Annotated in this window: 21 protein-coding genes, 9 pseudogenes and 1 other annotated feature; of the genes and pseudogenes, 12 read left to right on the top strand and 18 right to left on the bottom strand. The window is 59.4% G+C overall.

Annotated features, from left to right (window positions below; all coding sequences use genetic code 11):
* The 5 genes and pseudogenes from CK228_RS25370 to CK228_RS25350 form a co-directional block, all read right to left on the bottom strand.
* The coding region (locus CK228_RS25370; RefSeq protein ID WP_143750626.1) for an SDR family NAD(P)-dependent oxidoreductase at positions 1 to 244 on the bottom strand (244 nt) is incomplete at its 3' end.
* Complete coding sequence (locus tag CK228_RS25365; protein WP_348629239.1) at positions 237 to 773, bottom strand: FCD domain-containing protein; 537 nt, start codon at positions 771 to 773, stop codon at positions 237 to 239. The genes CK228_RS25370 and CK228_RS25365, both read right to left, overlap by 8 nt.
* Before the next feature lie 12 nt (positions 774 to 785).
* Positions 786 to 941 (bottom strand): annotated as a pseudogene (locus tag CK228_RS36360) (GntR family transcriptional regulator); the annotation flags it as partial.
* Between the two features lie 909 nt (positions 942 to 1,850).
* Positions 1,851 to 2,095: pseudogene (locus CK228_RS36480) on the bottom strand (hypothetical protein).
* A 316-nt stretch (positions 2,096 to 2,411) separates the two neighbouring features.
* A complete protein-coding gene (locus CK228_RS25350; RefSeq protein ID WP_095789646.1) occupies positions 2,412 to 3,608 on the bottom strand; it encodes a cation:proton antiporter in 1,197 nt (398 codons plus the stop codon).
* Positions 3,609 to 3,721: 113 nt separating this feature from the next.
* Positions 3,722 to 3,776, bottom strand: a sequence feature (sul1 is cis-regulatory element that is thought to sense ions involved in sulfur or methionine metabolism; They are found in Alphaproteobacteria).
* A 130-nt stretch (positions 3,777 to 3,906) separates the two neighbouring features.
* On the opposite strand from CK228_RS25350, the pseudogene CK228_RS35945 reads away from it, so the two are divergent.
* The 3 genes and pseudogenes from CK228_RS35945 to CK228_RS25335 all read left to right on the top strand — a co-directional run.
* A pseudogene (locus tag CK228_RS35945) lies at positions 3,907 to 4,186 on the top strand (integrase core domain-containing protein); the annotation flags it as partial.
* A gap of 248 nt (positions 4,187 to 4,434) precedes the next feature.
* Entirely contained in the window at positions 4,435 to 5,583 is a 1,149-nt protein-coding gene (gene ampC, locus CK228_RS25345; RefSeq protein WP_095789645.1) for a class C beta-lactamase, read from the top strand.
* Positions 5,584 to 6,179: 596 nt separating this feature from the next.
* Positions 6,180 to 6,940, top strand: a pseudogene (locus tag CK228_RS25335) (transposase); the annotation flags it as partial.
* Between the two features lie 108 nt (positions 6,941 to 7,048).
* Here the strand turns inward: CK228_RS25335 and CK228_RS35430 are convergent.
* The 6 genes and pseudogenes from CK228_RS35430 to CK228_RS35940 form a co-directional block, all read right to left on the bottom strand.
* Positions 7,049 to 7,345, bottom strand: coding sequence for a hypothetical protein (locus CK228_RS35430; protein WP_179296052.1), 297 nt, complete (start codon positions 7,343 to 7,345; stop codon positions 7,049 to 7,051).
* Between the two features lie 280 nt (positions 7,346 to 7,625).
* Positions 7,626 to 7,826: a hypothetical protein gene (locus CK228_RS25325; protein ID WP_095789644.1), complete on the bottom strand. Its 201-nt coding sequence runs from the start codon at positions 7,824 to 7,826 to the stop codon at positions 7,626 to 7,628.
* Positions 7,827 to 7,831: 5 nt separating this feature from the next.
* Entirely contained in the window at positions 7,832 to 8,149 is a 318-nt protein-coding gene (locus CK228_RS34940) for a hypothetical protein (RefSeq protein WP_143750624.1), read from the bottom strand.
* Between the two features lie 823 nt (positions 8,150 to 8,972).
* Positions 8,973 to 9,256: pseudogene (locus CK228_RS36475) on the bottom strand (hypothetical protein).
* 617 nt (positions 9,257 to 9,873) lie between these two features.
* Positions 9,874 to 10,566: an SOS response-associated peptidase gene (locus CK228_RS25300; RefSeq protein ID WP_095789640.1), complete on the bottom strand. Its 693-nt coding sequence runs from the start codon at positions 10,564 to 10,566 to the stop codon at positions 9,874 to 9,876.
* Between the two features lie 480 nt (positions 10,567 to 11,046).
* The gene (locus CK228_RS35940; protein WP_245438112.1) at positions 11,047 to 11,394 is read right to left on the bottom strand and encodes a hypothetical protein; all 348 of its coding nucleotides are present in this window, start codon (positions 11,392 to 11,394) and stop codon (positions 11,047 to 11,049) included.
* 273 nt (positions 11,395 to 11,667) lie between these two features.
* Here CK228_RS35940 and CK228_RS25290 point away from each other — a divergent pair, with 273 nt between their 5' ends.
* Complete coding sequence (locus CK228_RS25290) at positions 11,668 to 11,925, top strand: hypothetical protein (RefSeq protein WP_245438109.1); 258 nt, start codon at positions 11,668 to 11,670, stop codon at positions 11,923 to 11,925.
* A gap of 190 nt (positions 11,926 to 12,115) precedes the next feature.
* Here CK228_RS25290 and CK228_RS35425 read toward each other — a convergent pair whose 3' ends face one another.
* Entirely contained in the window at positions 12,116 to 12,574 is a 459-nt protein-coding gene (locus CK228_RS35425; RefSeq protein WP_179296051.1) for a hypothetical protein, read from the bottom strand.
* A 169-nt stretch (positions 12,575 to 12,743) separates the two neighbouring features.
* On the opposite strand from CK228_RS35425, the gene CK228_RS35420 reads away from it, so the two are divergent.
* Together CK228_RS35420 and CK228_RS25280 are read left to right on the top strand one after the other, a co-directional pair.
* Positions 12,744 to 12,971, top strand: a complete 228-nt coding sequence (locus CK228_RS35420; protein WP_179296050.1) for a hypothetical protein — start codon at positions 12,744 to 12,746, stop codon at positions 12,969 to 12,971.
* 185 nt (positions 12,972 to 13,156) lie between these two features.
* Positions 13,157 to 14,065, top strand: a pseudogene (locus CK228_RS25280) (IS110 family transposase); the annotation flags it as partial.
* 927 nt (positions 14,066 to 14,992) lie between these two features.
* Here CK228_RS25280 and CK228_RS25275 read toward each other — a convergent pair.
* The 3 genes from CK228_RS25275 to CK228_RS25265 are packed head-to-tail and all read right to left on the bottom strand — an operon-like array spanning position 14,993 to position 16,281.
* Positions 14,993 to 15,406, bottom strand: coding sequence for an MAPEG family protein (locus tag CK228_RS25275; protein WP_095789638.1), 414 nt, complete (start codon positions 15,404 to 15,406; stop codon positions 14,993 to 14,995).
* A 57-nt stretch (positions 15,407 to 15,463) separates the two neighbouring features.
* Entirely contained in the window at positions 15,464 to 15,967 is a 504-nt protein-coding gene (locus CK228_RS25270; RefSeq protein WP_095789637.1) for an SRPBCC family protein, read from the bottom strand.
* A complete protein-coding gene (locus CK228_RS25265) occupies positions 15,964 to 16,281 on the bottom strand; it encodes a metalloregulator ArsR/SmtB family transcription factor (RefSeq protein WP_095789636.1) in 318 nt (105 codons plus the stop codon). The genes CK228_RS25270 and CK228_RS25265 overlap by 4 nt, the downstream gene beginning before the upstream one ends.
* Positions 16,282 to 17,242: 961 nt before the next feature.
* Here CK228_RS25265 and CK228_RS25255 point away from each other — a divergent pair.
* Positions 17,243 to 17,746 carry a sulfotransferase family protein gene (locus tag CK228_RS25255; protein ID WP_179296048.1) on the top strand — a complete coding sequence of 168 codons (504 nt, stop codon included), beginning with the start codon at positions 17,243 to 17,245 and terminating at the stop codon, positions 17,744 to 17,746.
* A gap of 336 nt (positions 17,747 to 18,082) precedes the next feature.
* On the opposite strand, the gene CK228_RS34935 is transcribed toward CK228_RS25255, so the two are convergent.
* The gene (locus tag CK228_RS34935; protein WP_143750623.1) at positions 18,083 to 18,694 is read right to left on the bottom strand and encodes a hypothetical protein; all 612 of its coding nucleotides are present in this window, start codon (positions 18,692 to 18,694) and stop codon (positions 18,083 to 18,085) included.
* Positions 18,695 to 19,103: 409 nt separating this feature from the next.
* Here CK228_RS34935 and CK228_RS25245 point away from each other — a divergent pair, with 409 nt between their 5' ends.
* The 4 genes and pseudogenes from CK228_RS25245 (at position 19,104) to CK228_RS25235 (ending at position 21,417) form a co-directional block, all read left to right on the top strand.
* Complete coding sequence (locus tag CK228_RS25245; RefSeq protein ID WP_245437884.1) at positions 19,104 to 19,547, top strand: phage integrase N-terminal SAM-like domain-containing protein; 444 nt, start codon at positions 19,104 to 19,106, stop codon at positions 19,545 to 19,547.
* Positions 19,475 to 19,654, top strand: a complete 180-nt coding sequence (locus CK228_RS36470) for a tyrosine-type recombinase/integrase (RefSeq protein WP_348629237.1) — start codon at positions 19,475 to 19,477, stop codon at positions 19,652 to 19,654. Before CK228_RS25245 ends, CK228_RS36470 begins: the two co-directional genes overlap by 73 nt.
* Positions 19,655 to 19,736: 82 nt before the next feature.
* Positions 19,737 to 21,050 (top strand): annotated as a pseudogene (locus tag CK228_RS25240) (TRAP transporter fused permease subunit); the annotation flags it as partial.
* Positions 21,047 to 21,417 (top strand): annotated as a pseudogene (locus CK228_RS25235) (DUF1850 domain-containing protein). The pseudogenes CK228_RS25240 and CK228_RS25235, both read left to right, overlap by 4 nt.
* A gap of 80 nt (positions 21,418 to 21,497) precedes the next feature.
* Here the strand turns inward: CK228_RS25235 and CK228_RS25230 are convergent.
* Positions 21,498 to 21,836: a cupin domain-containing protein gene (locus CK228_RS25230; protein WP_095789633.1), complete on the bottom strand. Its 339-nt coding sequence runs from the start codon at positions 21,834 to 21,836 to the stop codon at positions 21,498 to 21,500.
* A 9-nt stretch (positions 21,837 to 21,845) separates the two neighbouring features.
* A pseudogene (locus CK228_RS25225) lies at positions 21,846 to 22,019 on the bottom strand (SDR family oxidoreductase); the annotation flags it as partial.
* A 144-nt stretch (positions 22,020 to 22,163) separates the two neighbouring features.
* Between CK228_RS25225 and CK228_RS25220 the strand changes: the two are divergent.
* Positions 22,164 to 23,948 carry a thiamine pyrophosphate-requiring protein gene (locus CK228_RS25220; RefSeq protein WP_095789632.1) on the top strand — a complete coding sequence of 595 codons (1,785 nt, stop codon included), beginning with the start codon at positions 22,164 to 22,166 and terminating at the stop codon, positions 23,946 to 23,948.
* Positions 23,949 to 24,579 lie beyond the last annotated feature (631 nt).

Here is a 24,579-nt window from a genome sequence, read left to right as displayed (position 1 = left end):
CGCCGAATTTCACGACGCCGGCGACTACCGCGTCGCGAACCTGATCGGTAACGGACACGTCGACCGTTTGCACCAGCGCATCCGCTCCGGCCTTGGCAAGGCTTTCCTGCATGGCGGCATTGGCGGCCCTGTCGATGCCGCAGGCGACGATCGCCGCACCTCCCTGCGCCAGCCGCCTCGCGGTGGCGAGCGCGATGCCGGTCGTCCCCGTCACCAATGCCACCTTGTTTTCAAAGTCAGACATTGTGCAAATCCTTGGAAGAAGTCGGGCCTGGCATTGCCGGCGAGGTCCGTGCGTTTTGGAGGTCGTCGGGAACGAAGCGCAGCCCGAAGTCGAGATGCCGGCTCATCAAATAGCTATAGGCAATGCGGTCGCGCGCGTGAAGCGCGGCAATGATCTCGGCATGGGCGTGGCGCGTTTCTTTCAGCACCGGCCGGATCGATTTGCCGGTTGTCATGATGTGCAGGATGACCGGCGACAGAAAATGGTAGGTCTGCACCAGCATGCGGTTGCCGGCGAGCTTCATCAGCGCCAGGTGGAAGTCGAAATCGCGCTGCGCGGCTTTCTGGACATCCTTGCTGGTTTCGATCAGGCCGTTGACCTCGTCCAGGGCGTCGAGTTCAGCGGCGCTGGCATTGAGGATGATGTGGTCGTCAATGCTCACCTCGATGATGCGGCGGGACCCCTGTATGTCGTGAAACGAGGTCCTCGAAATATCCATCTGCGCGGCGAAGAAATTCTGGGTCGCGACATTCTGGCGGTCCGCCAGCACCGCGCCGACACGCGGCTTGGGATCGATAAGGCAATAGGTGCGGATGGAGCGCAGCGCTTCGCGGATCGTGTTGCGGCTCGCGCCGAACAGTTCGCCAAGTTCCCGTTCGGTGGGCAGGACGTCGCCCACCGACATGGCGCGGGTGCTAATAGGGTCGAGGATCTGCCGGACAGTCTGGTCGACAGCCGAACTGTTGCTCCCGGGATCTTCCGCCGCTTTTTGCTCCTTGCCGCATAAACGTCAAGGAGGCTTCATGTCAGGCAGGCTGGTGCCACCGGCGCGCCAAGGCAGGTGGGAATTTGCAACCAAGTGGTCGATCCCGCCTGACGCCCGAGACTACGGAAGGAACAATTTTAGCGAGCGATGATTGCATAGGTCAGTCAGCCATGGGAGGCGCTCTTGACCCGACGACTGATGGACAAAGAGCGCTTCGAGCGCGCTGATCGAGAGGCTAAGCTATTCGTCGAAGCAGAGACGAGAGCATGCAATGCAAAGACGGCACGGTTGCGGGAACTCCGTCTTTCGGCACAGCCGACGGAGGTCAGCTCCGGTTCAAAGGCGCCGGCCGCCCGCCAAAAAGCCGTAGGGGAAGCTACGGATGGTCAAGCCGGGCCTGATGAGCAGGCCGATTTTTTTGGAGGTGGAGTTTAGCCAGATCACCGAAGCGCCGGACGAGAGATTTGCGGCATGCTTCCCTCCAGGACTGTGGGGAGGAATATCATGCCAATCCGGCGAAAGGCGCCTGACGCCGGTAGATTCGACGAAACCGAATTGGCACTTCTCGGCAGGGTTTTCGACAAGCTGAAACTTGAGCAACGGTCACCGGACACCCTCGATTCGATCGCATCGCGGATTATCGCAAACTATATGGCCTGCATCTAGACGAGGCTGAACTCGTCTCGCTTTCGCTCCGTCGCTAGGATTGTCAAGACGGCCCGGCCAGCCTTCAGGTTGACACAGGGCGACTAGCCGGGCCGTGCCGGCCATTTGAGGAAGCCGGGCGAAGAGTAATCCTACTCTCCCGTCATCTCATTTCAATTGAAAATGAATGTACGATTTTTACCGAGTTGTGATTACCTAAGACGGCTTACCCGCGCGCATCATGGCCCTGGCAATGGCAAGCTGTGTTCCGTCCTAGCATTCTCTTTCTGGGTCATGTTGTCCCCCGCGATCAGCCGCTTCAATGACCGCAGCGTTTCGCCCCGCGACCACCCCGCCTCCAGCATGCAGTCGACGATGGCTTGGAAGCCGGGCTCCATCGCATCCTGGCAGTCGATGACGCGGTTTCGATAATCGTTCTCTTCCCTTGGTCGACTTATCATCTCGCCCCCGCCAAATAGCTGTCGCCGTGTTCGCGATGATCGAAACAGAACCAGTGCAACGACCTCGATAGCAATTCAAATGGATGTTAGGACGGCCCGGCGGCCATGGCTTTGACGGGGACACAGTGCACAACCGGGCCTGGGCGAGGAAGCAGCCCGCCTTACCCCTAAATACCACCTCTCACGAACAATTGCATCTGGAAACACTTCGCGAACCGTGGGGCGCTTGGAAGATCGGTTGTGGGGAGGGAATCCTTGGCTGGCCGACTTTCAAGTCAAAAATCTAGCGCCAAACTCTCCTCGCCAAGCTGGAGTCTCAAGTTTCTGTCGCCTGTTGAGCGATCGCCAAGCGCCGAGCCAACCAGGGCATCGTCAATCCCTGGACAAAAATCGAGAAGGCGACGACGGCGAACGCCACTACAATGATTTCGCCCCGCTCGCGAATATCGGACGGGAGCGCTAGCGCCAAGGCGAGTGCGAGAGCCCCACGTAGCCCGCCCCATACCAGTAGGTGCTGATATCTCAGGTCCACTCTCAGCCGCGTCGGAGCCACTAGCCCACAAAGCGGATAGATCGCGGCAGCCCGGCCGATCAGCACGACGACAATAGCGAGCGCTGAGCTGCCAACGAATATCCCAAGAGGCTGTTGCGCTTCGTGTCCACCGATCAAGATGAATATGATCGAATTCGCTAGAAAAGCCGCATATTCCCAGAAGGCTAAAACATGCGGTCGTCCGGCGGTGGAAATTGCGCCTCTCCAGCCGACATTCCCGACAAGAAGGCCAGCTGTAAGCGTGGCGAGGACGCCCGACATGCTAAAATTCTCCGCGACCAAAAAGGAGCCGTAGGCAGCAATCGTCGTGAGCGTGATCTCGACCAGGTGGTCTTCGGTCCGGCCAGCGATGAGAAGCAAGAGGGCTGATGTCAGAGTCCCAACGACGACACCACCCGCAACGGTCCATGCGAAGGACCCGACGACGGCTAAGGGCGTCGCGCCCGCGCCCGTTGCGGCTGCCAGCAGGATAGTGAAGCCGACTGCTGCGGCTCCGTCGTTCAGTAGGCTTTCCGATTCGACAAGCAGCCCCAGACGTGGCTGGACCTTCATCTCTTTGAAGGCCGCCAGAACGGATACTGGATCCGTGGCGGCTATCAGAACTCCGAACAATCCGGCTCCGATCCAACTCCAACCCAGCGCCAGATGCATGGCGACGGTAACCACCACTGCCGCAATCGCCACCCCGGGGAACGCAAGCAACGCACTCACGGGCAGGTTAACACGAAAATGGCGCCACTCGATCTCGAGCGCCGCTTGGAAAATGAGGGGCGGCAGGAACACGGTGAAGATCAGATCTCGGCTTAGCGGGAATTCAGCGACGCCAGGAAAAAACCCGAGCGCTATACCTGCAGAAACAAGACCAACGCTATAAGGCAGACGGAGGCGCCGCGAGATTATCGCCACCATTGAAGCGGTAAGCAGGATTATACCCACCGCAAGAACTGAACGCTCACTCATGAAAGGCTGGTCTAGCACCAGCGCGATATGCTCGCGTCAGATTGGACATGCTTGTCCCCGTCGATGGTATCAAAGGTAACTATGAAGGTCCGCGAGTATCAACGGGCTTTCAAGATTGCCCGACGGATTGGCGGCCGGAAGAGCACCCGTGATTACATCGCGTCCTATCGAATGTATCCTCTATAACAGAGGATTGCTGCATGGCAACATGCGGCCGCGCGCCATCCGCGCAACAATCGAGCGCAGGGAAATCTTCCGAGCCCATTCCTTCGACGTGGCCTGCGCCCGCAACGATATGGAGCACCGTCTGCGGAGCCGAACCATCCGTGGACGAATGGTCAGGTCGAAAGGATGAACCGCACGATCAAGGAAGCCACCGTGCGACGCTACTACTATGAAAACCATGATCAGCTGCGTGCCCCCCCCGGGCAACATTCCTCGACGCCTACAATTTCGCCAAACGCCTGAAGATCCTTAGCTGCCTAACCCCCTTCGAGCATATTTGCAAAATCTGGACTGAGCAGCCGCAAAGGTTCAGGCTAAATCCAATCCATCGCATGGCGGGTCCGAACATCTAGCCAAAATCGAGCCGTTCAAGGAACAATCGTCTGGCCGGTTCAGGGTTGGCGACAAGTTACTGACGTTTGGCGACGAGCTTCGATCGATGCAGAAGTAATTACGTCTCGTTGAAAGCCGCGATGTCATGACATGCCACCTCCTATATACCAAGGCCAGTGCCAGGTGGGCCCGCGCGCCACAACTTTGCCCCAACAATCACTGTATCCCAGCGAGACCCTATTGGGGAATGTCGATATGGAGCAATAGAATGGATAAGTGTTCGTACCTCGTTGCGTTTTCGATCGCGGTACTCACCTCAAGTGGCTCTATTGCGAAGGCCGACGGGTTTGCTGAGAAGGCGCAGGCTTCATTCGAACCCGTGGTAAAGGAATACGATATTCCCGGACTCGTCGTTGGAGTTACCAGGAACGGCAAACATGAGTTTTTTGCGGTCGGGTTGGCATCGCGGGCCGACAACCGTCCGGCCACCCCTGATACGCTGTTTGAGCTTGGCTCGATAAGCAAAATTTTCAACGCCACGCTTGCGGCGTTGGCCGAAGAACGCGGAAAGCTAAGCCTCAGTGATACGGTGGCACATCACGTCTGTGTCGACGGATGTTCAATTGGCGACAAGCTTACACTCATGGATTTGGCAACACACCATTCGGGCGGACTACCATTGCAGGTGCCGGACAACGTTTCGAATGTAGATGGGTTGGTGAGCTGGCTGATGGATTGGCAGCCGCCGCAACCGGGAACTCGAAGCTACTCTAACGTTAGCATTGGGATGCTCGGCTACATATCTGGCAAAGCCATGGGCTCAAACTACAAGCAAGCCGTGGAGGGCGTGCTCTTCCCTGCGTTCGGGCTCCGCCATACGTGGATAGACGTTCCTAAGAGTGACATGAGCCAGTACGCTTTCGGCTATGACCGAAAGACCAATGCGCCAATTCGGGTGAGCCCTGGGGTTTTGGACTCGGAGGCCTATGGCGTGAAGTCGAGCGTCCGAGACATGCTAACAGTTCTTGATGTGGAGCTGGGTCACGGGAAGGCCCCCGACGAATTGCGCAAGGCGGTCGCGAGAACCCATGAAGGTCAGTACAAAACTGCTTTTTTCACCCAGGATATGGTTTGGGAGCAGTACCCATGGCCCATCGACCTGCAGACAATGAAGTCTGGCAATGGCTATGATTTCATCATGAAGCCACAGCCAGCCGAAAGAATCAGCCCATCGCTTCCTCCCCAGAAGAATGTGATCCTGAATAAGACCGGCTCGACGAACGGGTTTGGCGGTTACATCGCTATGGTGCCAAGCGAGGACATCGGCGTGGTTGTGCTCGCTAACAAGAACTACCCAAACGAAGCCCGCGTGAAGGCGACCTACTCCCTGATCGAAGCGCTACTCTCCAAAAAGTAGATGTCATTTTTGACCAACAGGACTCGACCTAAAGGTCCGCTTCGGCCGAATTGCATCTTCCCTGCGCGCCATTATGCCGAGCTTTCATTCCTGGATTGCCGTTAGGGAATCGGCGTAGTTTCAGGCCCGGATACATCCCCTTATGCCGAGTGCGGCATAAGGAAAGGTAGATGTCCCGGGTGCGAAGCCCCTTGGGTGGCAGCTCGCGCGGATCGGGTCCCGAGCCGCCATTGCGCACCTGGTCGCCGCAGGCATGCGGCACCCGGAAGCTCCTCTCGCGCTCGCCGACGCTTGCCAGTTCATGCGAGAGATCGGCAATCTGCCGTGCCACGAGGTGGACGACGTCGTCCTCGCAGGACGTTGAGTTGGCTTTGGGGCGTCCCAGAAGTGCAACTACGAAGTGTTTCGTTTCTCATTCTGTATGGGCTACGGTCGGCCCAACTGTCGGAGAGCTAATGCCTGATGCCGGACATGTTGTATGGTTTCGAAAGTAAAGTTGAGACATAACGTTTGAATTAGCTACCAGGAGAGAATCAGATGGTGAGGATCAACTTCGAGGCGCCTCCGGTGGATGGTTCCTCCCTCGACGTCCCGGCCTGCACGCGCGGCTGCTTGGCAAGCTGAAGGCTTCGCCGAAACCGTTTGCCGATGAGACGACGGCGCCCGTGCTCGATCCCGGCCGCGGCAAAACGAAGACCGGCCAGCTCTGGGCCTATGCCCAAGACGATCGGCCATGCGACGGAGCCGATCCGCCCGGCGTCGCCTATGTCTACGCGCCCGACCGCAAGGCGGAGCGTCCGATCGCCCATCTGGCAGGCTTCACGGCATCCTGCAGGTTGATGGATATGGCGGCTATCGCGTGCTCGCCGACAAGAGCGGGGTAACGCTCGCATTCTGCTGGACGCATGTGCGCCGGCGCTTCTATGAACCGGCCGCCGCAGGGTCCGCGCCGTTGGGGAGGCCTCTCGCGCTTCCTTGACGATGGCCGCACTGAGATCGACAGCAACGTGGTCGAGCGCTCCATCCGTCCGATTGCTCTCAATCGCAAAAACGCCCTCTTTGCAGGCTCGGACGGGGGCGCCAAGCACTGGGCAGTCAACGCCTCCCTGGTCGAAACCTGCAAACTAGCTGTGTCGAGCCGCTCGGCTATCTCGCCGACGTACTCACCAGGATCGTCAACGGCCACCCCAACAGCCAGATCGACGCCCTGCTGCCTTGGGCCTATATCCGGGCGGCCGAGCTAAAAAGCCCTGGCTTGAGAACATCGCTTACACAAGCCTGCGCCGCAGAGCAGTCCAAGTTGCAGCCAGTCCATCGGGCAGGAAACGCGCCCCGCGCTCGGCCGCGTGACAACTGACGCCAGGGCGGTACAGTCTTGCTTAGCTCCATTTATCCGCCTTCTTGGGAGACACCCATGATGATCTATGGGTGCCGCCCAGAGAGCGCTCGGGAGGTGCAGCGAATGTCAGTGGGCGTTGGCAGACGGCGCAGTCTTGCCCGTGGTCGCCGCCGACGGCATTGTCCTGAGCGAAGCACCTGTCTGCGTGTCGGTGGCCGACACGGTATGTTGCTCGGCACCGGACAGCGGACTACCCTGGCCGGGCACCGTATCGGCGGTCGGAGCGCTGTTGTTTTTGCCGTTATGGAAGGGTTGGCTTGAGGTCGTCAAACCGCCTGCCGATGTGGCGGTGAAGAGGTGGTCGGCTGCTGATGCGGGGCCAGCAAGCAGCGAAAACGCTGCAAAAATAATTTTAGTTCGCATAAGGGTTCTCCAATCGTTGCAAGGAGTTCAACATCCCGTCCGATGCGCGACCTTAAGGTGCTCGGGAGGTCAATAGCGGCGGGGACGGCTGTCCCTTCAATGTCTTCAGGATCGATAATCGAATGGGGGAAATTGTAGCTCGGGATCGAGACGCTTACGCGGTCTTCGGTGACGCGCTTAAGCACCGTCGCCATTATTGCCACCTCGTCGCCGACCTTGATGCTGAATGCAAGGATTCTGGTGCGGCATCCGAAAGCGGCAAGGATTAGCGGATGCTAAATTAATCTCGTTCGACCGAGAATTTGAAAACCGCCCGCCGTCCCTGATCCACCACGCGGAACCAATGAGCCTGCACGGTTCGAATTACGAACGGCCCGGCGGTGACCTTGTTAATGGCCTCCAAGGCAGTCGATCCGTGCGCAATGTGCAGGGCCAGCAACTTTTCGCCCTGCATTTCGTCGATATGGTATTTCGTGGTCATGGGCTTCACCGTAGCGCTTGAACCCCAACTTCATTGACCAGCAGAGGTTCCTCGCGGCTCAATTGCCCTGCAAGCGCGGCTCCTATATTGGCTGGGCGCATCTGGCCTTTAGGTTCGCGGGCAATTGTCACTGTCCGTTCGCTGTCGCATATGACGCAGCGTCCACGATATCGGGCAAAATCCGAAGTGGTCCCCAACGCCTCAGTGGTTTGCGCGGCGTGCGCGTGAGAACTGAGGCGCAAGGCTTCGGCAATACACCTATCGCAAACGGCACCGGGATGCAGCAGCGTCACGAAATCGTTTATCATCTGCGCGACGATCATGGTGGCAGCACCCCTCACAGTTTGAAAACTGAACTATGCGCTCTTGGCGACGCGGCGCTTTGAAAGGCCCGCCACAAGCCCACCTCTTCCTGCGTCCCATCATCAAAAATTTGGAAGACTTCGGCAGCCAGGTCTTCGCGTTGTTCCCAGTCTTTGCTAGCCGGCGTTCCTCGCACAGCCGGTCAAACACGCGCTGGAGCATGTCCAGGTCAGCGGGGCAATAGACTTCACAGCAAAGCGGTAACGACATGGCCGTCGCCTTAAAGCGAGCCTTATTAGGATTATCTCATATAACCGGTTTAGATGCGAAGAGAATCCGTGTGCCATTGTCGAACGAATTTCACGTCCGGGAATTTTTAACCAAGTGGTCGATCCTCCTGGGGTGCACCCGCTCCGATGAGAAAGCCCGTCGCTTTAGCCGCGACGGGCTTTCTATTGACACGCTCGCGAGGCCAGCGAAGCGCGCCCAATGGGCGTCGTCCCTGGTCCTTGTGCTTGAAGACGAAGAGTTGATCAGGCGGGACCTGGATGTCTCGCTGGCGGAAGATGGGTAAGTCAAGCCTGCTGGAGCGCTCGACATCGTCGCGGCGGTCACGAAATTGGCTGCGGGAAGGCCAGCGAAAGGAACAATTCTAACGAGCGATAATTTCATAGGTCAGTTAGCCAAGGGAGGCTCTCGTGACCCGAAGACTGGTAGACAAAGAGCGCTTTGAGCGCGCTGATCGAGAGGCTAAACTATTAGTCGAAGCCGAAACGAAAGCACGAAATGCAAAGACGGCGCGGTTGCGGGAGCTCCGTCTTTCGGCGGAGAAGTCAGCTCCGGTTAAAAGGCGCCGGCCGCCCGCCAAAAAGCCGTCGCCTCCCTAGAAGACTTTCCGGACCGCATCATGGCCCGAGCAATGGCAAGCTGTGTTTCCGTCCTAGCGTTCTCTTTCTGGTCATGTTGTCCGCCGCGATCAGCCGCTTCAATGACCGCAGCGTTTCGCCGCGCGACCATCCGGCCTCCAGCATGCAATCAACGATGGCTTGGAAGCCGGGCTCCATTGCCTCCTGGCAGTCGATGACTCGGTCTGGATAATCGTCCGCTTCTCTTGGTCGACTAATCATCTCGCCCCCGCCAAATATCTGTCGCCGTGTTCGCGATGCCCGTGGCAGAACCACGCTACATCGTCTTCGGCTGGGCGCGATGGTTGTCTGGGGTTTGCAAATCCGAACGGTGCGGGCTTCCCGCACTCGTCAAACTCGCAGACGTGATTTCGATCCGTCCAGCTCGCCGATGCACTGCCGTATGCCACGCGATCCGATCTAAAGCCATCGCTTAACTCGACTGCAATCAACGCGTGCTATTCGTGACCGATGCATCCTGATCTAAAGCCTTATCTGTCGCCAATCGCTTTAGCCTCTTACGCGATTGTCATTGCAAGCCTTCTGCTACGTCCTGTCTATCCCAAAAGCATACTTGTGGGGCTCTTTGTAGGGTGCGTTTTGATCGCGACATACGGGACTTGGATATGCTTCGAGGGCTGGCAGCGATCGACTTCCATCCGCCAAAAGGGCGCCATTGTAGCGCTGCTTTCAATGTTCCTCGGGCTAAGCGCATGGGGCGGATACATGTCGTTGAGGGACATTCTCAGGTGAACCTGGAAGTTTTCGGCCGGGGGCTCAAGGCCCCTTTCCCTCGCCGTGAACGGTAGCGTCTGCGGCGAGCCTGATCGGTTCGTCACTCATAGCGGATTGATCGGTCCGACTAGGGCGGGGTGGTCGTTCGGTTGCTTGTTGATGACGGTCGAATTGACGTCGCGCCCGACACGGTTGAATTGCAACTGACTGCCGATATCGTGGCTGAGAATGTCTTTCAGGTATTCCTTCGGCGTCGACGGGTCGAGCCATGCGTCGTAATAGGCCTGGTCGAGAATGACCGGCTGCCGGTCGTGCAGATTCTTCATCGGCTCGCCGGCCGGCTGGGTGATGATTGTGCAGCTGGTGACATCGAGATTGGTGTTGTACGCCCAGAGCCCGGCGAACGAAAAAGGCGCGTGGCCCGGCAGGTAGATGTGCCAAGGATCCTTCTTGCCGTCGGCCGGCGAGATCGTCCATTCGTAGAAGCCATCGGCCGGGATCAGGCAGCGTTTCGACTTGAAGGCGTCCCGGAAAGCCGGTGCGGTATCGATGCCTTCAATCCTGGCGTTGAACATGGCCGCCCTGGGCATCTCCTTTGCCCAGAACGGGACGAGCCACCAGCGCCCCTCGCGCAATCGGTGGCTGCCGTTATCACCGGCGGTGACGAAAGGAACGTCCTCTGTCGGCGCGATGTTGTAGCGCGGCTGATCATTGCGGCCGATTTCCGCCGGCGCCGTCAGGCGGTAGAGCCGGTGGATTTCCGACCATGTTAGATATCGGGTGTAACGTCCGCACATGCTTTCATCTCAGTTGAGGGGCGCCGCGCCTTGCTTATCACGATACGCCCTCTTGCGCGTTGGAAGTTGAGAATGGCGGCTTCTACGCTGCGTGGTTATTAGGTTGTTGTGTTGCGCAGATATTAGGGTTTTGTGTTGGATAGAGTCGTAATCCAAGGCTTACGTAGCCCTTTTTTGAAGTCTTGCCTTTTCAGCGCTGCCGAAACCGCTCCTGCTCTGGTAGTTGGGAAACCTGCCAATCCATACGCTCTGATGATAGAGCCAAATCGCTCTACGAAATCACGATACATAGGGAGCTCTGGATCAGCATTGATTAGGGCGATTGTGACGTGCCCGAACGTGGCATGCAGCCTACGAATGCCGTCTAGGAGCTCGTCATCGGAGTATTTACGACGAGCAGGGAACGTATCGGCAATTGTCGATGATCGCTGAAGACAGCTTTTTCTTTCCCTTAAGAGCCGTCTAAGTCCCGCAATCATGTCACGCTTCGCAAGAGCGTAGGTGCGTGTGTCGCCCCGGCATTGCTTCGCTGAACTGGATGCGGCCACCGGTCGGGATCAGCGCCTGGAGGATGTCACGGCGGTCTTCCACCGGCATGTCGCGCAAATCGTGCCCGTTGAGGTGTAGAAGATCGAACGCCGCCAGATACAGGTCGCTGGATGGCTTGCGGCTGGTGACGGCTGATTGCAGTGCGTGGAAGTCGGACAGGCCCGCCTCATTGATGGTGATCGTCTCGCCGTCGATGATGAAGTCTTTCGCTTCGATCGCCTCTGCCTCGCCAGCAAGCTGGATATAACGGCCCGTCCAGTCGTAGCCATCCTTCGTGATCAGCCGGATCCCATCATCATCCTTGATGATCTGGGTCCTGTACCCGTCGTATTGATCTCGTGGATCCAGTCCGCGCTTTGCGGCGGGGTATCGACCAGTTCAGGCTCCATCGGCTTGATGAATTTCAGACGCATACCCAGGACTCGCAAACACGCGATTCAATTAGCTTGCGCTAAAATAGTTCCAGAACATTTTAGCTAAGTTGAATGTCTCACTCGCCGCAACATGAGGCACCGTATGTCGCGAGCGCCGAAAGTTGGAGACGAGATCACGTTGACAGCCACCATCCTGAAAGTGATGGAGAGCGGCGTGTCGAGCGTAAGCCTTCCGAGTTACAACTTCCCACTTGCGGTCGACTCGCCGGCAAAGGCCACAGCAGGTCAGAAAATAGAAGTCAGGGGATTTGCCACCCGGGTCGACAAGGAGGATGGTAAAGTTACCGTCCGCATCGATGGCGGCGGCCTCGTCACGGGGGATGCCGATTCAATCACGAACGTGTCGGCGACATCGCGGGTCAGCGTGCGCCAATAGCTATGGAGATGCTCGAACGCCCGCCCTAGGACTTCGGTTGAAATCCAAATGAAGGAAGTCGGTTCTGCGCGCGCTCGGGACGTCTCTTAAGGTTCCCTTCTGCGAACAGCCCGTCTCGCACCCAACCACCCGAGACGGGCTTGGAAGCTTCGGGGACAGGGTCACAACCCTTGACTTCCGGCGCCATAACTCAGGAAAGCAGAAAATGTTCCCTGCTGAGCCCAGGAACTTTCACCCAGGCGGATCGTTCGAACCGGCATGCACGAACCTTCCCGATCTTGGACCGCCTATTCCCGGCAAGCGACATGGCGCCGAGCCGGCACGGGTGGAGGACAATTTCTACGCCTGCTCCTACTGTGGGCAGTTGGTCGACCAGCGACTTGCGCCAGGTGTTCTGGCACGAGGAGCCGGGGCACCAGGCGCTGCGCCGGGTCCGCGAATAGACGAAGGCCGTCTTCACCCCGTTGGCGTAGTTGATCTCCTTGGTCTGGCCGTCAGCCTCATAGAGCGTCGAGGTGATGAAGGCGGGGGCGGAGATCTTGGTGCAGCCCGCGCGTATCAACGCGTCGCGGTGCAGATCGAGGTTCTGGTCATCCGTCGAAACGCGCGCGTGATGGTGCTGGCGGGCCTTCGCCCCTCGGACGCGCAAGGGGCTGCCGCGCCGAACCCGGCCAACTTTGTCCGCACCCTGCTTGATGCGCCCGCAGCCGGGATGGACTTTGGCCGGGCAAAGCTGGCGATCGACAAGTTCGTCGATCCCTCGACCGATGATGTTGCCGCCTTGCCGAGATCGACAGCATGCTCGTTACGGTCAAAAAATGATCGCGACACTTCGGCCCGAAGCTGCCTCGACCAGCATGGAGAAGATGAAGGCTCTGCGCACCTTCCTCTACGAGGGCGGCTGCTGGAACAATAGCCGGCCGTTCGAATACGACCTGTCCGATTCCTATGGCCAAAAGCCCGGCTCTCAGTCGCTGGTCAACTACCTCGCGACCCGGAAAGGCAATTGTGTCTCGATGCCGGCGCTGTTCGTCACTCTCGGGTAGCGGCTCGGCCTCAATGTCACGCTGTCGACGGCGCCGCTGCATGTGTTCGTCAAGTTCACCGACGATGCCACGGCAAGACCTGGAACCTCGAGACGACCAGCGGCGCGGGATTCACGCGTGACGCGTGGTGTCGGCAAAAGCTCGAGATGACCGACGAGGCGATAGCCAATGGCGTCTATCTCAAGACGCTGTCCTGGCTGCATCCGGAACTCAAGAAACTCGGCCTTCCGGCCGTCTGCCTGGAGACGCGGCACGTGCGCGCCGCAATGTCGGCGCAGCGCAACAAAACCGACAAGGCCGATGCGCTCGGAATCGCCCACATCATGCGCACCGGCTGGTTCCGGCAGGCCCATATCAAGTCGGAAAGCTGCTACCGCACGAAGCTTCTGCAGACGCACCGGCGCAATCTGAAAGCCAAGTTCCGCGACCTGGAGAACGCCATCCGCCATCCACTGAAGGCATTCGGCATCCGACTGGGCAGGTCGGGCGAGGGGGCTTTCGAGCAGGCGGTGCGCACCGCGGTGGCGGACGATCCGCTGTCGTCCGAGCTGATGGACGCCATGCTGGCGGCGCGCGCAGCGACGTGGAGACAGTATTGCCGGCTGCACGATCTGGTCGTGAAAATGGTGGCACGCAGCGAACTGTGCCGACGCTTCATGGCAATCCCCGGTGTCGGCCCCATCACAGCACTTTCGTTCATGACGGCGATCGACGATCCGTCGCGCTTCCGTCGCTCACGCGACGTCGCGGCCTACTTCGGACTGACCTCGCGGCGCTGGCAGTCGGGCACCTCGATCGACGTTCAGGGCCGAATATCGGAGGCTGGCGATGCTGATGTGCGACGCTCGCTTTACGAGGCGGCATCGGGGCTGATGACGCGCTTCGAGGGCTCGGACAAGGTCAAGAGCTGGGGCCGGGCGATCGCCAAACGATCATGCCACCGCAAGGCCTGTGTCGCCGTGGCGCGCAAGCTGACCGACGGAGCGTTCTATGTCGGCGATTCCGCGGCGACCCGGAGAGATGTCGCCCGGCGCGCTCATCGCAAGGATCGCAGGCCGCTGGGGCGCATCGATGAGCGGTGCAACGGAAATTGAAACGCATGACGCCGACACGCTGACGGGCGCCACCTGACACAAGAGATCCGCTCCAGCGGATGAGGACCGATGCAGACCAGGAACGACGGAACGCACGCTATCTTTCCTGCGGCCGCGCCGATCGCGAGACGGCCGGACCGCGCCGGATTGCCTGTGACGCTGCCCCCCAGTCCGATGGAAAAGTACGCCACGACGGTTCCAGTGCTGCTTTCATGCAACTGGCAGACCCCGTCGCAGATCGCGGAAGACTGCACGGCGCATCGGGGGTCGACGCCAGAATACGGATCGTGACATAGAGCATAGAATAGTGTATTATCGTAGCATAGAGGAGGAACGACGATAGATAGCAAGTCTCGCAAAGTACGACCGATTTAGATGGCAAGATAAAAGACCGCACATACGGCGGTCGGTCGGTTGTATTCTCTGGGTTTTTCGCCCCTTGCTGCACATTGCGCGCTTTTGCTACAATGTGCGATTTGATATTAAGATATTGATTTCATGTTGGAATCTACAAGGTGCGCAGTGCATCCGCTGGCAAACACTGGGCTCGCAGCGTGCTCTTCAACGTCTGGCCTTGGCCAAAAGCGACCTGTCAGCTTGTTGCCGGACAGTTGAAATTCCGACACGTTTCCTGGACACGCCAACGACAGAATATGCGGCTCGGAGTTGGTGTTGGGCGATGTTTAGCAAACGGTCGTTTGGCGGACATCGCGGTGTGCATATTGGCCATCACGGCGACGTCGCCCTCGTGCTTCGAGTGCAGGCTTTGTGCCTCATGGGGTTGGGACCGGCTTTGCCAACTCCTGCAAGCAGGCATTGCTGGCGGTGAACGCTAGGGTGAATGGATGGGCCAGGGCCACGCATCGCACGAGACCAGCTTCTAAGTCTCTGCTGAAAAGCAATGTGCGGAGTCGTGACACCAACGTGTCAATTGAGTGCTGCCCATCCAGTCACAAGTAGGAGAAGAAGGGTGACGAGTGCGCCAGAGACGTACAGGATCGTCCTGATGCTGCCTCCCTTAGCGGCATTTCCGCCACGCAAGTAGACTCCCAGATGGAGCAGGCGTATCCCCAGGTGGGCGCCCACAAGCGCCGCCAAAATGGTCGGTTTGACGCCAACCATCATCGCTAGCACCGCGGGCACGACAAAGGGCGCCAGTGCCTCGACCGAATTCATGTGGACGCGATCGATCCTATAGAGCAGATTTTCGTCGTCTGCCGGGATCACCGGCCCGGAAAGTGCCCCCGCAAATCCCTTTGACGAACCAGAATAGATTGCCAACACCACCGACAGCAAACAGAGGGTGAGCACGCCGAGGATGCTTAACCAATAGACTTCCATTTTGTCTCCACTCCCAAGAATCGCGGTGGGTCCAACCGAGCTTCCGGGTCACGCCCCTTAACCGGCTGCGTTGTCAGGCCGCTCGACGGTGAAAAGGTCTTGGAACCGCTGCAGGTACAGCGGCCAGCCCTGATCGCTATCAACTCCACCGCGCACACCTTCCCAGCCTTCGCCGTGGCGTTCGAAATTCCGATGTTCGATCTCAACCAGGGTTCTTTTTTCTGTCTCGGCCGTGAACCGGACTTCCCATTCGCTGGTCTTGTTCAGGTTGGTCTCGATCTGCCATCGAGGGCTGATGTCCCAGCTCAGAACCAGCCGGTGAGGTGGATCGTAGGCCAGTACGCGGGCCCAGCGGCACTCGCTGCCGTCCACGCCGCGATCGTAGACGTGACCGCCGACCCGACGCTCGAAGATCGTCTCGGCGATAGGTACCGCGAGCAGATTGTGCTCGCGCGGTTTGAAGCTGCCGAAATCCTCGGTGAACACTTTGAAGGCGCGCGCGATTGTCGCTTCGACGACCACGGAATGCCTAACGGGAGCGGGCCCTGGTTGCTTGATCATGTCTCGTCCTTAGTCGGTTCCTCGACGGCCAGCTTGTAGCCCGCGAGCGTCTTCACCCAGAACTGGTCGATCTCTGCCCGAAAGGCCGCGAGGCCATCCGGATCAATCCGGTAGATGCGTTCCTTGCCGGAGCGCGTGTCGGCGACCAGCCCGGCATCCTTGAGGACCCTCAGGTGTTGCGAGACCGCCGGCCTTGTCACGGGCAGCGCATTGGCCAGCCCGCTGACCGAACTGGGCTGGTCGACCAGCAGTTCGAAGATCGTGCGCCGTGTGGGGTCACCGAGCGCTGCCCAATATTTCGCGTTAGTAGCCACTAACGCGAACTTAGATCGACGGGGTCCCTTTTGTCAACCTGAGCAGTCGACGCTATGGAACCTTCCCTGACGCCGGGTGCCAGCATCACGCCCAAAAAGCGGTGAAACGCGCTCTCGAACTCGATGCCGACGCCACTCTCGAAAAATGGACCGATCCGATGCTCGCGCCCTATGGTGATGCCACTTACCTTGCGCGTTTTTCGCAAAAATCTGCGCAGGGTGGCCTGCCAGGGCTCACCTTTAAGGCCAAATCAGTAACCGAGCGCCGACACCGTGCACTGGAACAGGGCCAGCGAAGCTGTCGCGCCGTCAGCTTCGCCCTTCACAAAATCCCCGTCGATCCGCGTGTTCCATGCGCCATGAGATACCACAACTGTCTGCGCCGACGTCAGCCGTGCCTGTTGAGGGCAGGGGGGTCTGCAACTCGAATTAAACGAGAGCCGCCCGGGTACGACTTTCGAGCGCGGGCAGCCCGGCAGCTCGGCCATCCCGTCGGCAATGCATTCAACCTTTCTCGGATGGATCTCAAATCCCGCCACCTAGCAACGGCCGTCAAATACGGCTGCTCAGTGCGCAAAGCCGCCGCTCGTTCGCTACGGCGCCTGTTTTGAGGCGCGCTCGCGAGCGGCTATGCGCGGCCCCTAATCTTAATGACCGCTCTGCGATTTACGAATGAGAGCTTCGAGCCCCATTCCGAGCGCATCGGCGATGCGTCCGAGAACCGTGACACTGGCCGAAACGTCAAAATCGGCCGTCGGACACGATAGTGGGTTTGAAGTGGTAGCGGGAGGCCGTTTTGTCCCGACCCCCGGTTCAAACGTCGACACTCTACGCGAGAAACTCGCGCGTCCTCCGGAATGTCAGATTCAGCGCGTTATCGTATCGGGGCTGGGTTCGGCCGCACCGGCACGCACACTCTGAACTTGGCGCTTGAAATGCTCGGGTTCGGATCGTGCCATACATGGAGGACGTCAACTCTAACCCAGAGCACCGCGACCTGATCCGCGCCGCCGGGCGTGGCGAGCCGGTGGATTGGGACGTCGTCTATGTCGGTTACAAGTCGGCAGTCGACTGGCCGACGGCCTATTTCTGGCGCGAACTCGCTGAAAATTTCCCCGACGCCAAGCTCATCCTCACCGTTCGCAACCCCGAGGACTGGTACAGGAGCGCACGCGCCACGATCTTCAACACCATGGGCGAGACCTCCGACCCGCAAAGTTTTGGCAGGGCCGTCATAGAGACGAAAATTTTCGGCGGTCGTCTCTACGACGAAACCCATGCTATCGAAGTGCTCGAAGCCCACAACGCCGAAGTGATCTCGGCTTTCCCGCCGTCGCGCCTGCTGGTCTATCAGGTGGCCGAAGGCTGGCCGAACCTTTGCGCCTTTCTCGGCGTCCCGATCCCGGCCGAAACCTTCCCACACAGCAACACCACTACCGAATTCCGAAGCCGCTTCGCCAAATAAGCCCCGCACCGAGTTCGAGGCCGCGGCCCGGGTAACGCGCGTAGCAGCCTGTCTACGCCCGCTCCGATGCTTGAAACCAATAGAAGCGGGTGCATCATCAGGGGGAGGATGACCGCTGTTGGGCGCGAAGGTGCCATTGCGGCTAGCGGCTCGGATGTCCGCTTCTGGACGGCGGTCATGATAAGTTCAATGGCCAACTTGGCGGCCCAATGCTGACCGGCAGATTGGGCGCCGTATCCAGCCCGTCCGGTTTTGGACAAGCTTGGCCACACTCTCCAACGGATCTTGGAACAGCTGCGGTTGGCTTTGCCGGCCGGGCGAGTGCATTGTTGCCCACTAACGCTTGCGCAAGAAAACCGGTACGACGTGGTGAAAAGCGATTCCCTCATCGCGGTGTTCACCCCCGGTAATCGCTGCAAACCATGCTGCCGCAGCGCCAAGCGCTGAGCCTGCAGCAGTCGCGAAGCTAAAAATGGCAGTTATGTGGGCTGAAAGGCGCACCGTACTTTCGTTGAGTGGCGCGTCAGGGCGATTGACCACGGCGGCCGCGCCGTGTCCACCAATCATCGCCAAGAAAAACGCGGCTCCAAGTGTCGCTAGGGCCCAGACTGCGATGCCGTGTATGCCATCGCGGAATTCGCTTTCACTTTCGTTGCTATCTTCCCAGCGCGTGCGCATTCGTCCAGCTACATAACCGCCGGCTGCGGAACTTGCTATAGCAACGATAACTACCCACAGCCCGGCCACCAGCACATTCCAGGAGGCGCCACCGTTGGGAAGAGTCGGAGAACCCAGCGCCAAACCAACGCTCGACCCGAATTGCAGAAGAACCACCGAAACGGCGCAAGCGATTACACCCCCGCCAAATATGCCTCCCCACTCAAGATAGGACGATGTAGCCACTTTTGGGGGCACTGCGGCGCTTTCCGTTGGGGCTATTTTGGCCATGATCTTACCGAAGTCCAAGAAATGACAGAATGAACAAAACGATCACGACGAGGCCAACAAGATAGATTATTCCGTTCACGGCATCCTCCTCCTGATTGCTGACCGAAACACAACGTCTCCGGGATGTTTTGGTTGCAAAAGAGCCTGGCCCGGAAATCTGGACATTGACGATAGGTGGAAATTCCGCCTGAGCTCGGCATTCCCAATGATGTACGCATTTAAGCAGCGGCGAAGCTGATTCAATGCATCCGTTGCCCTGCTTGGACCGGAATGGAGCCGCAGAACGAACCCGCTACGCGGGAGGGCGCGAGCGGTTGAGGTAAAGATCAAGAACCGGTCGTTGCGCTCGCGTTGAGCGTGGTCCGGCGGGGGCAGAGCATGACGGGCTTCTTCAACAAGGAGCCTGACCATGCCCCATTCAGTTCTCGAAGCTCCGATCAGCCCGTTGCGCCAACGGCTGATCGACGACATGAACATGCGGCGTTTCTCACGCGAGACGCAGCGCAACTACCTTCGCGACATCGGACGCCTGGCGACATTCCTCGGGCGTTCACCAGACGCTGCTACCGCCGACGACCTGCGCCGGTTCCAGATCGAGCAGCACGACGACGGCGTTCCGGTGCCGACCATGAACGGCATCGTGTCGGCACTGCGCTTCTTCTTCACCCACACGCTCGACCCCCCGGACCTGGCGCGAAGGCTTGTCCGGCTGGCGCATCCGCGCAACCTGCCCGTGGTGCTCAGCCGCGACGAGGTGGCCCGGCTGCTCAACGCCACCACGTGTCTCAAGCACCAGCCGCATTATCAGTCGCCTATGGCGCGGGCCTGCGTGTGGCGGAGGTGTCGACGCTGAAGGTCGCCGACGTCGATAGCGAGCGCATGCTGCTACGGGTCGAGCGCGGCAAGGGCGGGCGCTACCGCAACGCCATCCTCGGAGGACCTGCTCACGCTTCTGCGTGAGTGGTGAAAGGTCGGACCATGGAGCAACCCAGCATACCGCGCGCGCTGGCAATCTGCCGCAAGCAAGGCTGGAAGTTCGACATTGATGAAACGGTTCGGCTATCGTGCCGCCTTCGCCGGCGGCGTCGAGGCGACCGCTTCGATGGGTGGCCAGATCATGCCGCCGGTGATGGGCGCCGTCGCCTTCATAATGGCCGAGACCCTCGGTATCGAGTATCGTGAGGTGGTGCAGGCGGCGATCATTCCAGCCGTACTCTATTTCGCGTCGGCCTTCTGGATGGTTCATCTCGAAGCGGGTCGCGCCGGCCTGATGGGGCTGCCGCGTTCGCAACTGCCGTCACCACTTGCCGCGCTTAGAGAACGCTGGTTCCTGATCCTGCCGCTGGCAGCGCTCGTCTATCTGTTGTTTTCCGGCTACACGCCGCTTTATGCGGGCACCATTGGCTTCGCGATGACTGCGCTGCTGATCCTCGGCGGTTCAGTTGCACTTGGCCTGCCTTCACAGGCGTTTGGTGTCATATTCTGGATCCTGCTCGGCGTCGCGGCTGCCAGTTTCTTCAAGTTCGGCATCGGCATCGTGCTGGTGACGGCCGGAGCGCTCATCTTCGTCAACTTGTTTGTCAAGGGCGGCATGGACACGCTTAATGCCTGTCGCGATGCACTTGCTCAGGGCGCTAAGTCTGCGCTTCCGGTTGGTATCGCCTGTGCCATTGTCGGCATAATCGTGGGCACTATGACATTGACCGGTATCGCTAACACATTCGGCGACTACATCGTCTCGGTCGGCCGCGATAGCTTGATCCTATCGTTGATATTGACGATGATCACCTGCCTCGTTCTTGGCATGGGCATTCCGACGATCCCCAACTATATCATCACGTCGACGATCGCCGGACCGGCATTGCTGGCGCTGGGTATTCCGCTACTCGTCAGTCACATGTTCGTTTTCTATTTCGGAATTATGGCCGACCTTACACCGCCAGTGGCACTTGCCTGTTTTGCTGCGGCACCCATCGCGAAGGAAAGCGGGCTAAAGATTTCGATTGAGGCTATCAAGGTCGCTGCCGCCGGTTTCGTGATTCCCTTTATGGCGGTCTACACGCCGGCTCTGATGCTGCAGCCCGGCGGAGCTTTGGCCAACGAAATAGGCTTCTATCCCGCCGTTGTCTATATCGTGTTCAAGACAGCTCTTGCCATCTCGCTTTGGGGCGCTGCGGTCGTGGGCTTCCTCAAAACTCACATCGCTTGGTGGGAAAGACTTCTCGCAACGGCTGCGGCGTTTGCGCTGGTTGCGGCGGTCCCGATATCGGATCAGCTAGGGTTTGCGCTCGCCGTGACCTTCTTCGGCCAACATTGGTATCGCACCCGGATAGCCGTCGGAACCGTGGACCGATGAGCCTTTGCATCCTTGCTGCCGGCAAAATCACGGTGCTCGTCGGTGCCACCTTCACGTTGTCATGGACGCATTCGGTGGAAAAGACCCCTGGGAAGAAAAGTGGCGGGCGACATCTGCTGGATTGCAAATCGTCGAGGCGCGCATCCAAGGCTCTGGCGCCGGGATGGACCCGCCAGAAGGGTCGCGGTTTGAGAAGGGTTGGTGGGTCTATGCGCCCGACAGGAAAGCACTTCCCCGGCTCGTGCTTGCTGCATCGGGAGCGACAGGCGAGGGCTGGACCATCTGCGACAACGGTACGTGCATGGTTTTTGGGAACGCAGCCGATGACCCTGTGGCTTTGCGAGCATTCAATAACTCGATCCGGTAGGAACACCGCCGACCTATGCCGCTGCGCTATTACAGCTGTTGGTGACGCCTGAAATCCGCCAGGCGCGCCATTGTTTTCGATCAGTTGAGAAAATCGGCACGGTGCGGCGTAAAGCTGTCGACCAGCCGTCCCGCTTCCAGCGCCTTGACGCCATGCACCAGACCGGACGGCACGATGAAGCTGCCGCCGGCCTCGAGAATTTCCGTCCGCCCGTCGATGGTCACCTCGAAACGGCCCTCGGCGACATAGCTTGACTGGACATGCGGGTGCGAATGCAAGGCGCCGACGCCACCCTTGTCGAAGCCGAATTCAACCAGCATCAGCTCATCGGTGGAGAGGAGAACGCGCCGCCTGTTGCCGTCTGCCGTCGGCGTCCAGGCGCCCTCGCCGGCATGCGCGAAGATCTTGGTCTTGGTCATGTCCTCTCCTCAGCGCGCCAGCCAGCCGCCATCCACCGGAACCGCGGCGCCATGCATATAGTCGGAAGCCCGTGCCAGCAGGAAGACGGCGGCATCGCCAATGTCCGACGGCTCGCCCCACCGCCCCGCTGGAATGCGCCCGAGAATGGCGGCACTTCGCTCGGGGTCGGCCCGCAGCGCCTGCGGCGGCGTAGGACAGCGGGCAGAGGGAAACGCGCGCTGGCGGCGCCTTCTACCGGTTTTGCTGGCGGCACCGCCGAACGAACGGAACATGAGCGGACATCGTCAGTTTATTGTTGTTCGCATTCGTCAAAAAAGGCCGCTGCCATGTCCCGTACCGTTGGTGATTTCGTCGTTTCGCGACTCCATGAATGGGGCGTGCGCCGGATGTTCGGATATCCAGGAGACGGGATCAACGGAGTTTTCGGTGCCCTCAACCGTGCGAGGGGCAAGATCGAATTTATCCAAGCTCGGCATGAGGAAATGGCAGCCTTTATGGCCTGCGCCTATGCAAAATTCTCCGGCGAACTGGGCGTATGCATAGCGACGGCCGGCCCCGGTGCGACGCATCTGCTTACGGGTCTCTATGATGCCCGTATGGACCACCAGCCGGTCCTGGCCATCGTCGGACAGCAGGCACGCAGCGCCATCGGCGGTCACTATCAGCAGGAGGTCGATCTTGCGGCGCTTTTCAAGGACGTGGCGGGAGCGTTCGTGCACCAGGCCTCGGCCCCCGCGCAACTGCGCCACCTTGTCGACCGCGCCATTCGCATTGCGCTGGCGCACCGGACGGTCACGGCGCTTATCTTGCCGAATGATCTCCAGGAGATGGGCTATGAAGAGCCACCGCGGGCCCACGGCACCCTACATTCCGGAGTAGGCTATCGACCCCCAACGGTAGCACCGCACGCCGATGACCTGAAGAAAGCAGCGGATGTTCTCAACGCCGGGAAGCGGATAGCCATGTTGGTTGGCGCTGGCGCTCTCGGCGCGACGCAGCAGGTGATCGAGGTTGCAGACCGGCTGGGCGCCGGTGCCGCCAAGGCATTGCTGGGCAAGGCGGTCTTGCCAGATTCCCTTCCATGGGTAACCGGATCGATTGGACTGCTGGGCACCGAGCCGTCCTGGAACCTCATGCGCGACTGCGACACGTTGCTGATGATCGGCTCGGGCTTTCCCTACGCCGAGTTTCTGCCAAAGGAAGGCCAAGCCAAAGGCGTCCAGATCGACCTCGAACCAGGCATGATGTCGCTGCGCTATCCGATGGACGTCAATCTCGTCGGCGAAGCTGCCGAAACACTCGAGGCCTTGCTGCCGCTGCTGAAGCAGAAGAAGGACACATGGCGCAAGCAGATCGCAAAGGACACGGTCTCTTGGTGGAAGCTCCTCGAGAGCCGGGCGCATGTCAAGGCCGACCCAGTCAACCCGCAGTTGGTCGCATGGGAACTGTCGTCGCGATTGCCCGACAATGTCATCCTGACCAGCGACTCCGGATCCTGCGCCAACTGGTATGCACGCGACATCAAGATCAGACACGGCATGAGCGCCTCGCTGTCAGGCGGTCTGGCGTCCATGGGCGCGGCGGTTCCCTATGCGATTGCCGCGAAATTCGCCTATTCGCACCGAGCGGTCGTCGGCCTTGTCGGCGACGGCGCCATGCAGATGAACAACATGGCGGAGCTGATCACCGTCGCGAAATACTGGAAGAACTGGGCGGACAGCCGCCTTGTCATCTGCGTTTTCAACAATCAGGATCTCAACCAGGTGACGTGGGAACAGCGTGTCATGGAAGGCGACCCGAAATTCGAGGCCTCGCAGCAAATTCCCGACGTGCCCTATCATCGCTTTGCGGACCTGATCGGGCTGAAGGGGCTGTTCGTCGATCGCCCCGAAGAACTTGGCGGAGCCTGGGACGAAGCCCTCGCATCCGATCGCCCGGTCGTCCTCGAGGTCAAAACCGATCCAGAAGTGCCGCCACTCCCCCCGCACTTCACTTTTGACCAGATCAGGAACCTGACCTCGTCCCTCGCCAAGGGCGACCCCGAAGAGATGGGCGTCATCGGGGGAACTGTCCGACAGGTGCTAAGTTCTATATTGCCGGGGCAAGACTGAATGGTCGGCGATTGGATGTTCGGCACGTCAAAGAATGATGCGAGACCGAGCGTCGTCTACGCGAGCGAGGCGGAAATGCCGACCATATGAGGGACCCGCTGGCGGCTGGAGGTCGGCGAAATCAGTCGCAGCGATTAACGCGAGAGAACATGTCGTCTTGCGGACCCAAAGCTCCTTTCGAGCCAGAACAAGCCTGAAGGATAGATGTGCGTCAGCTGCGCCTGGGCAAAGTCTTCTCAACCACATCCGCTTGAGTTCTGTGAAAATGGCGCCAAGGCTACTGCGCGGGAGTCGACATCGCGTCGAGCCGGTTGGCCATTTTTTGCCAACCACACGCTGGGCGAGTTGAAGACCTGGTCGGATCGCAACCTGGAAGAACGAGCTCGCTTGACGCATCCCACTCCTCTTCGTCCATCATCGTTCGTCCACTGCTAAGGACGATCTGCTTGATGAAGGCGAAATTTGTGCGCAAGTTCGGGAGCAGGCAGATCGAAATCGGTCAAACCGATCATGTCACTGGTCTTGTCCCGCCACACTTCGGGCGCGCGCGAGCCGCGCCTCACCTGCCAAAGCCGCCCAGCGCGGTCGACTGATTGGAGCTGCCATCGATAGCCGCTCGCCGCGGCAATGA

This window comes from Mesorhizobium sp. WSM4312, assembly GCF_002294875.1.
GTDB lineage: Bacteria > Pseudomonadota > Alphaproteobacteria > Rhizobiales > Rhizobiaceae > Mesorhizobium.
The sequence above is the reverse complement of the archived record's forward strand: the minus strand, read 5'-3'. Positions and strand labels throughout refer to the sequence as shown.

What these genes read in the sequence shown, in the direction of transcription:
- CK228_RS25350 (WP_095789646.1), bottom strand. Translation starts at nt 3,608, where the DNA reads ATGAGTGAGCGTTCAGTTCTTGCGGTGGGTATAATCCTGCTTACCGCT.
- ampC (WP_095789645.1), top strand. Translation starts at nt 4,435, where the DNA reads ATGGATAAGTGTTCGTACCTCGTTGCGTTTTCGATCGCGGTACTCACC.
- CK228_RS35430 (WP_179296052.1), bottom strand. Translation starts at nt 7,345, where the DNA reads ATGCGAACTAAAATTATTTTTGCAGCGTTTTCGCTGCTTGCTGGCCCC.
- CK228_RS25325 (WP_095789644.1), bottom strand. Translation starts at nt 7,826, where the DNA reads ATGACCACGAAATACCATATCGACGAAATGCAGGGCGAAAAGTTGCTG.
- CK228_RS34940 (WP_143750624.1), bottom strand. Translation starts at nt 8,149, where the DNA reads ATGATCGTCGCGCAGATGATAAACGATTTCGTGACGCTGCTGCATCCC.
- CK228_RS25300 (WP_095789640.1), bottom strand. Translation starts at nt 10,566, where the DNA reads ATGTGCGGACGTTACACCCGATATCTAACATGGTCGGAAATCCACCGG.
- CK228_RS35420 (WP_179296050.1), top strand. Translation starts at nt 12,744, where the DNA reads ATGATCGCGACACTTCGGCCCGAAGCTGCCTCGACCAGCATGGAGAAG.
- CK228_RS25275 (WP_095789638.1), bottom strand. Translation starts at nt 15,406, where the DNA reads ATGGAAGTCTATTGGTTAAGCATCCTCGGCGTGCTCACCCTCTGTTTG.
- CK228_RS25270 (WP_095789637.1), bottom strand. Translation starts at nt 15,967, where the DNA reads ATGATCAAGCAACCAGGGCCCGCTCCCGTTAGGCATTCCGTGGTCGTC.
- CK228_RS25255 (WP_179296048.1), top strand. Translation starts at nt 17,243, where the DNA reads ATGGAGGACGTCAACTCTAACCCAGAGCACCGCGACCTGATCCGCGCC.
- CK228_RS34935 (WP_143750623.1), bottom strand. Translation starts at nt 18,694, where the DNA reads ATGGCCAAAATAGCCCCAACGGAAAGCGCCGCAGTGCCCCCAAAAGTG.
- CK228_RS25245 (WP_245437884.1), top strand. Translation starts at nt 19,104, where the DNA reads ATGCCCCATTCAGTTCTCGAAGCTCCGATCAGCCCGTTGCGCCAACGG.
- CK228_RS25230 (WP_095789633.1), bottom strand. Translation starts at nt 21,836, where the DNA reads ATGACCAAGACCAAGATCTTCGCGCATGCCGGCGAGGGCGCCTGGACG.
- CK228_RS25220 (WP_095789632.1), top strand. Translation starts at nt 22,164, where the DNA reads ATGTCCCGTACCGTTGGTGATTTCGTCGTTTCGCGACTCCATGAATGG.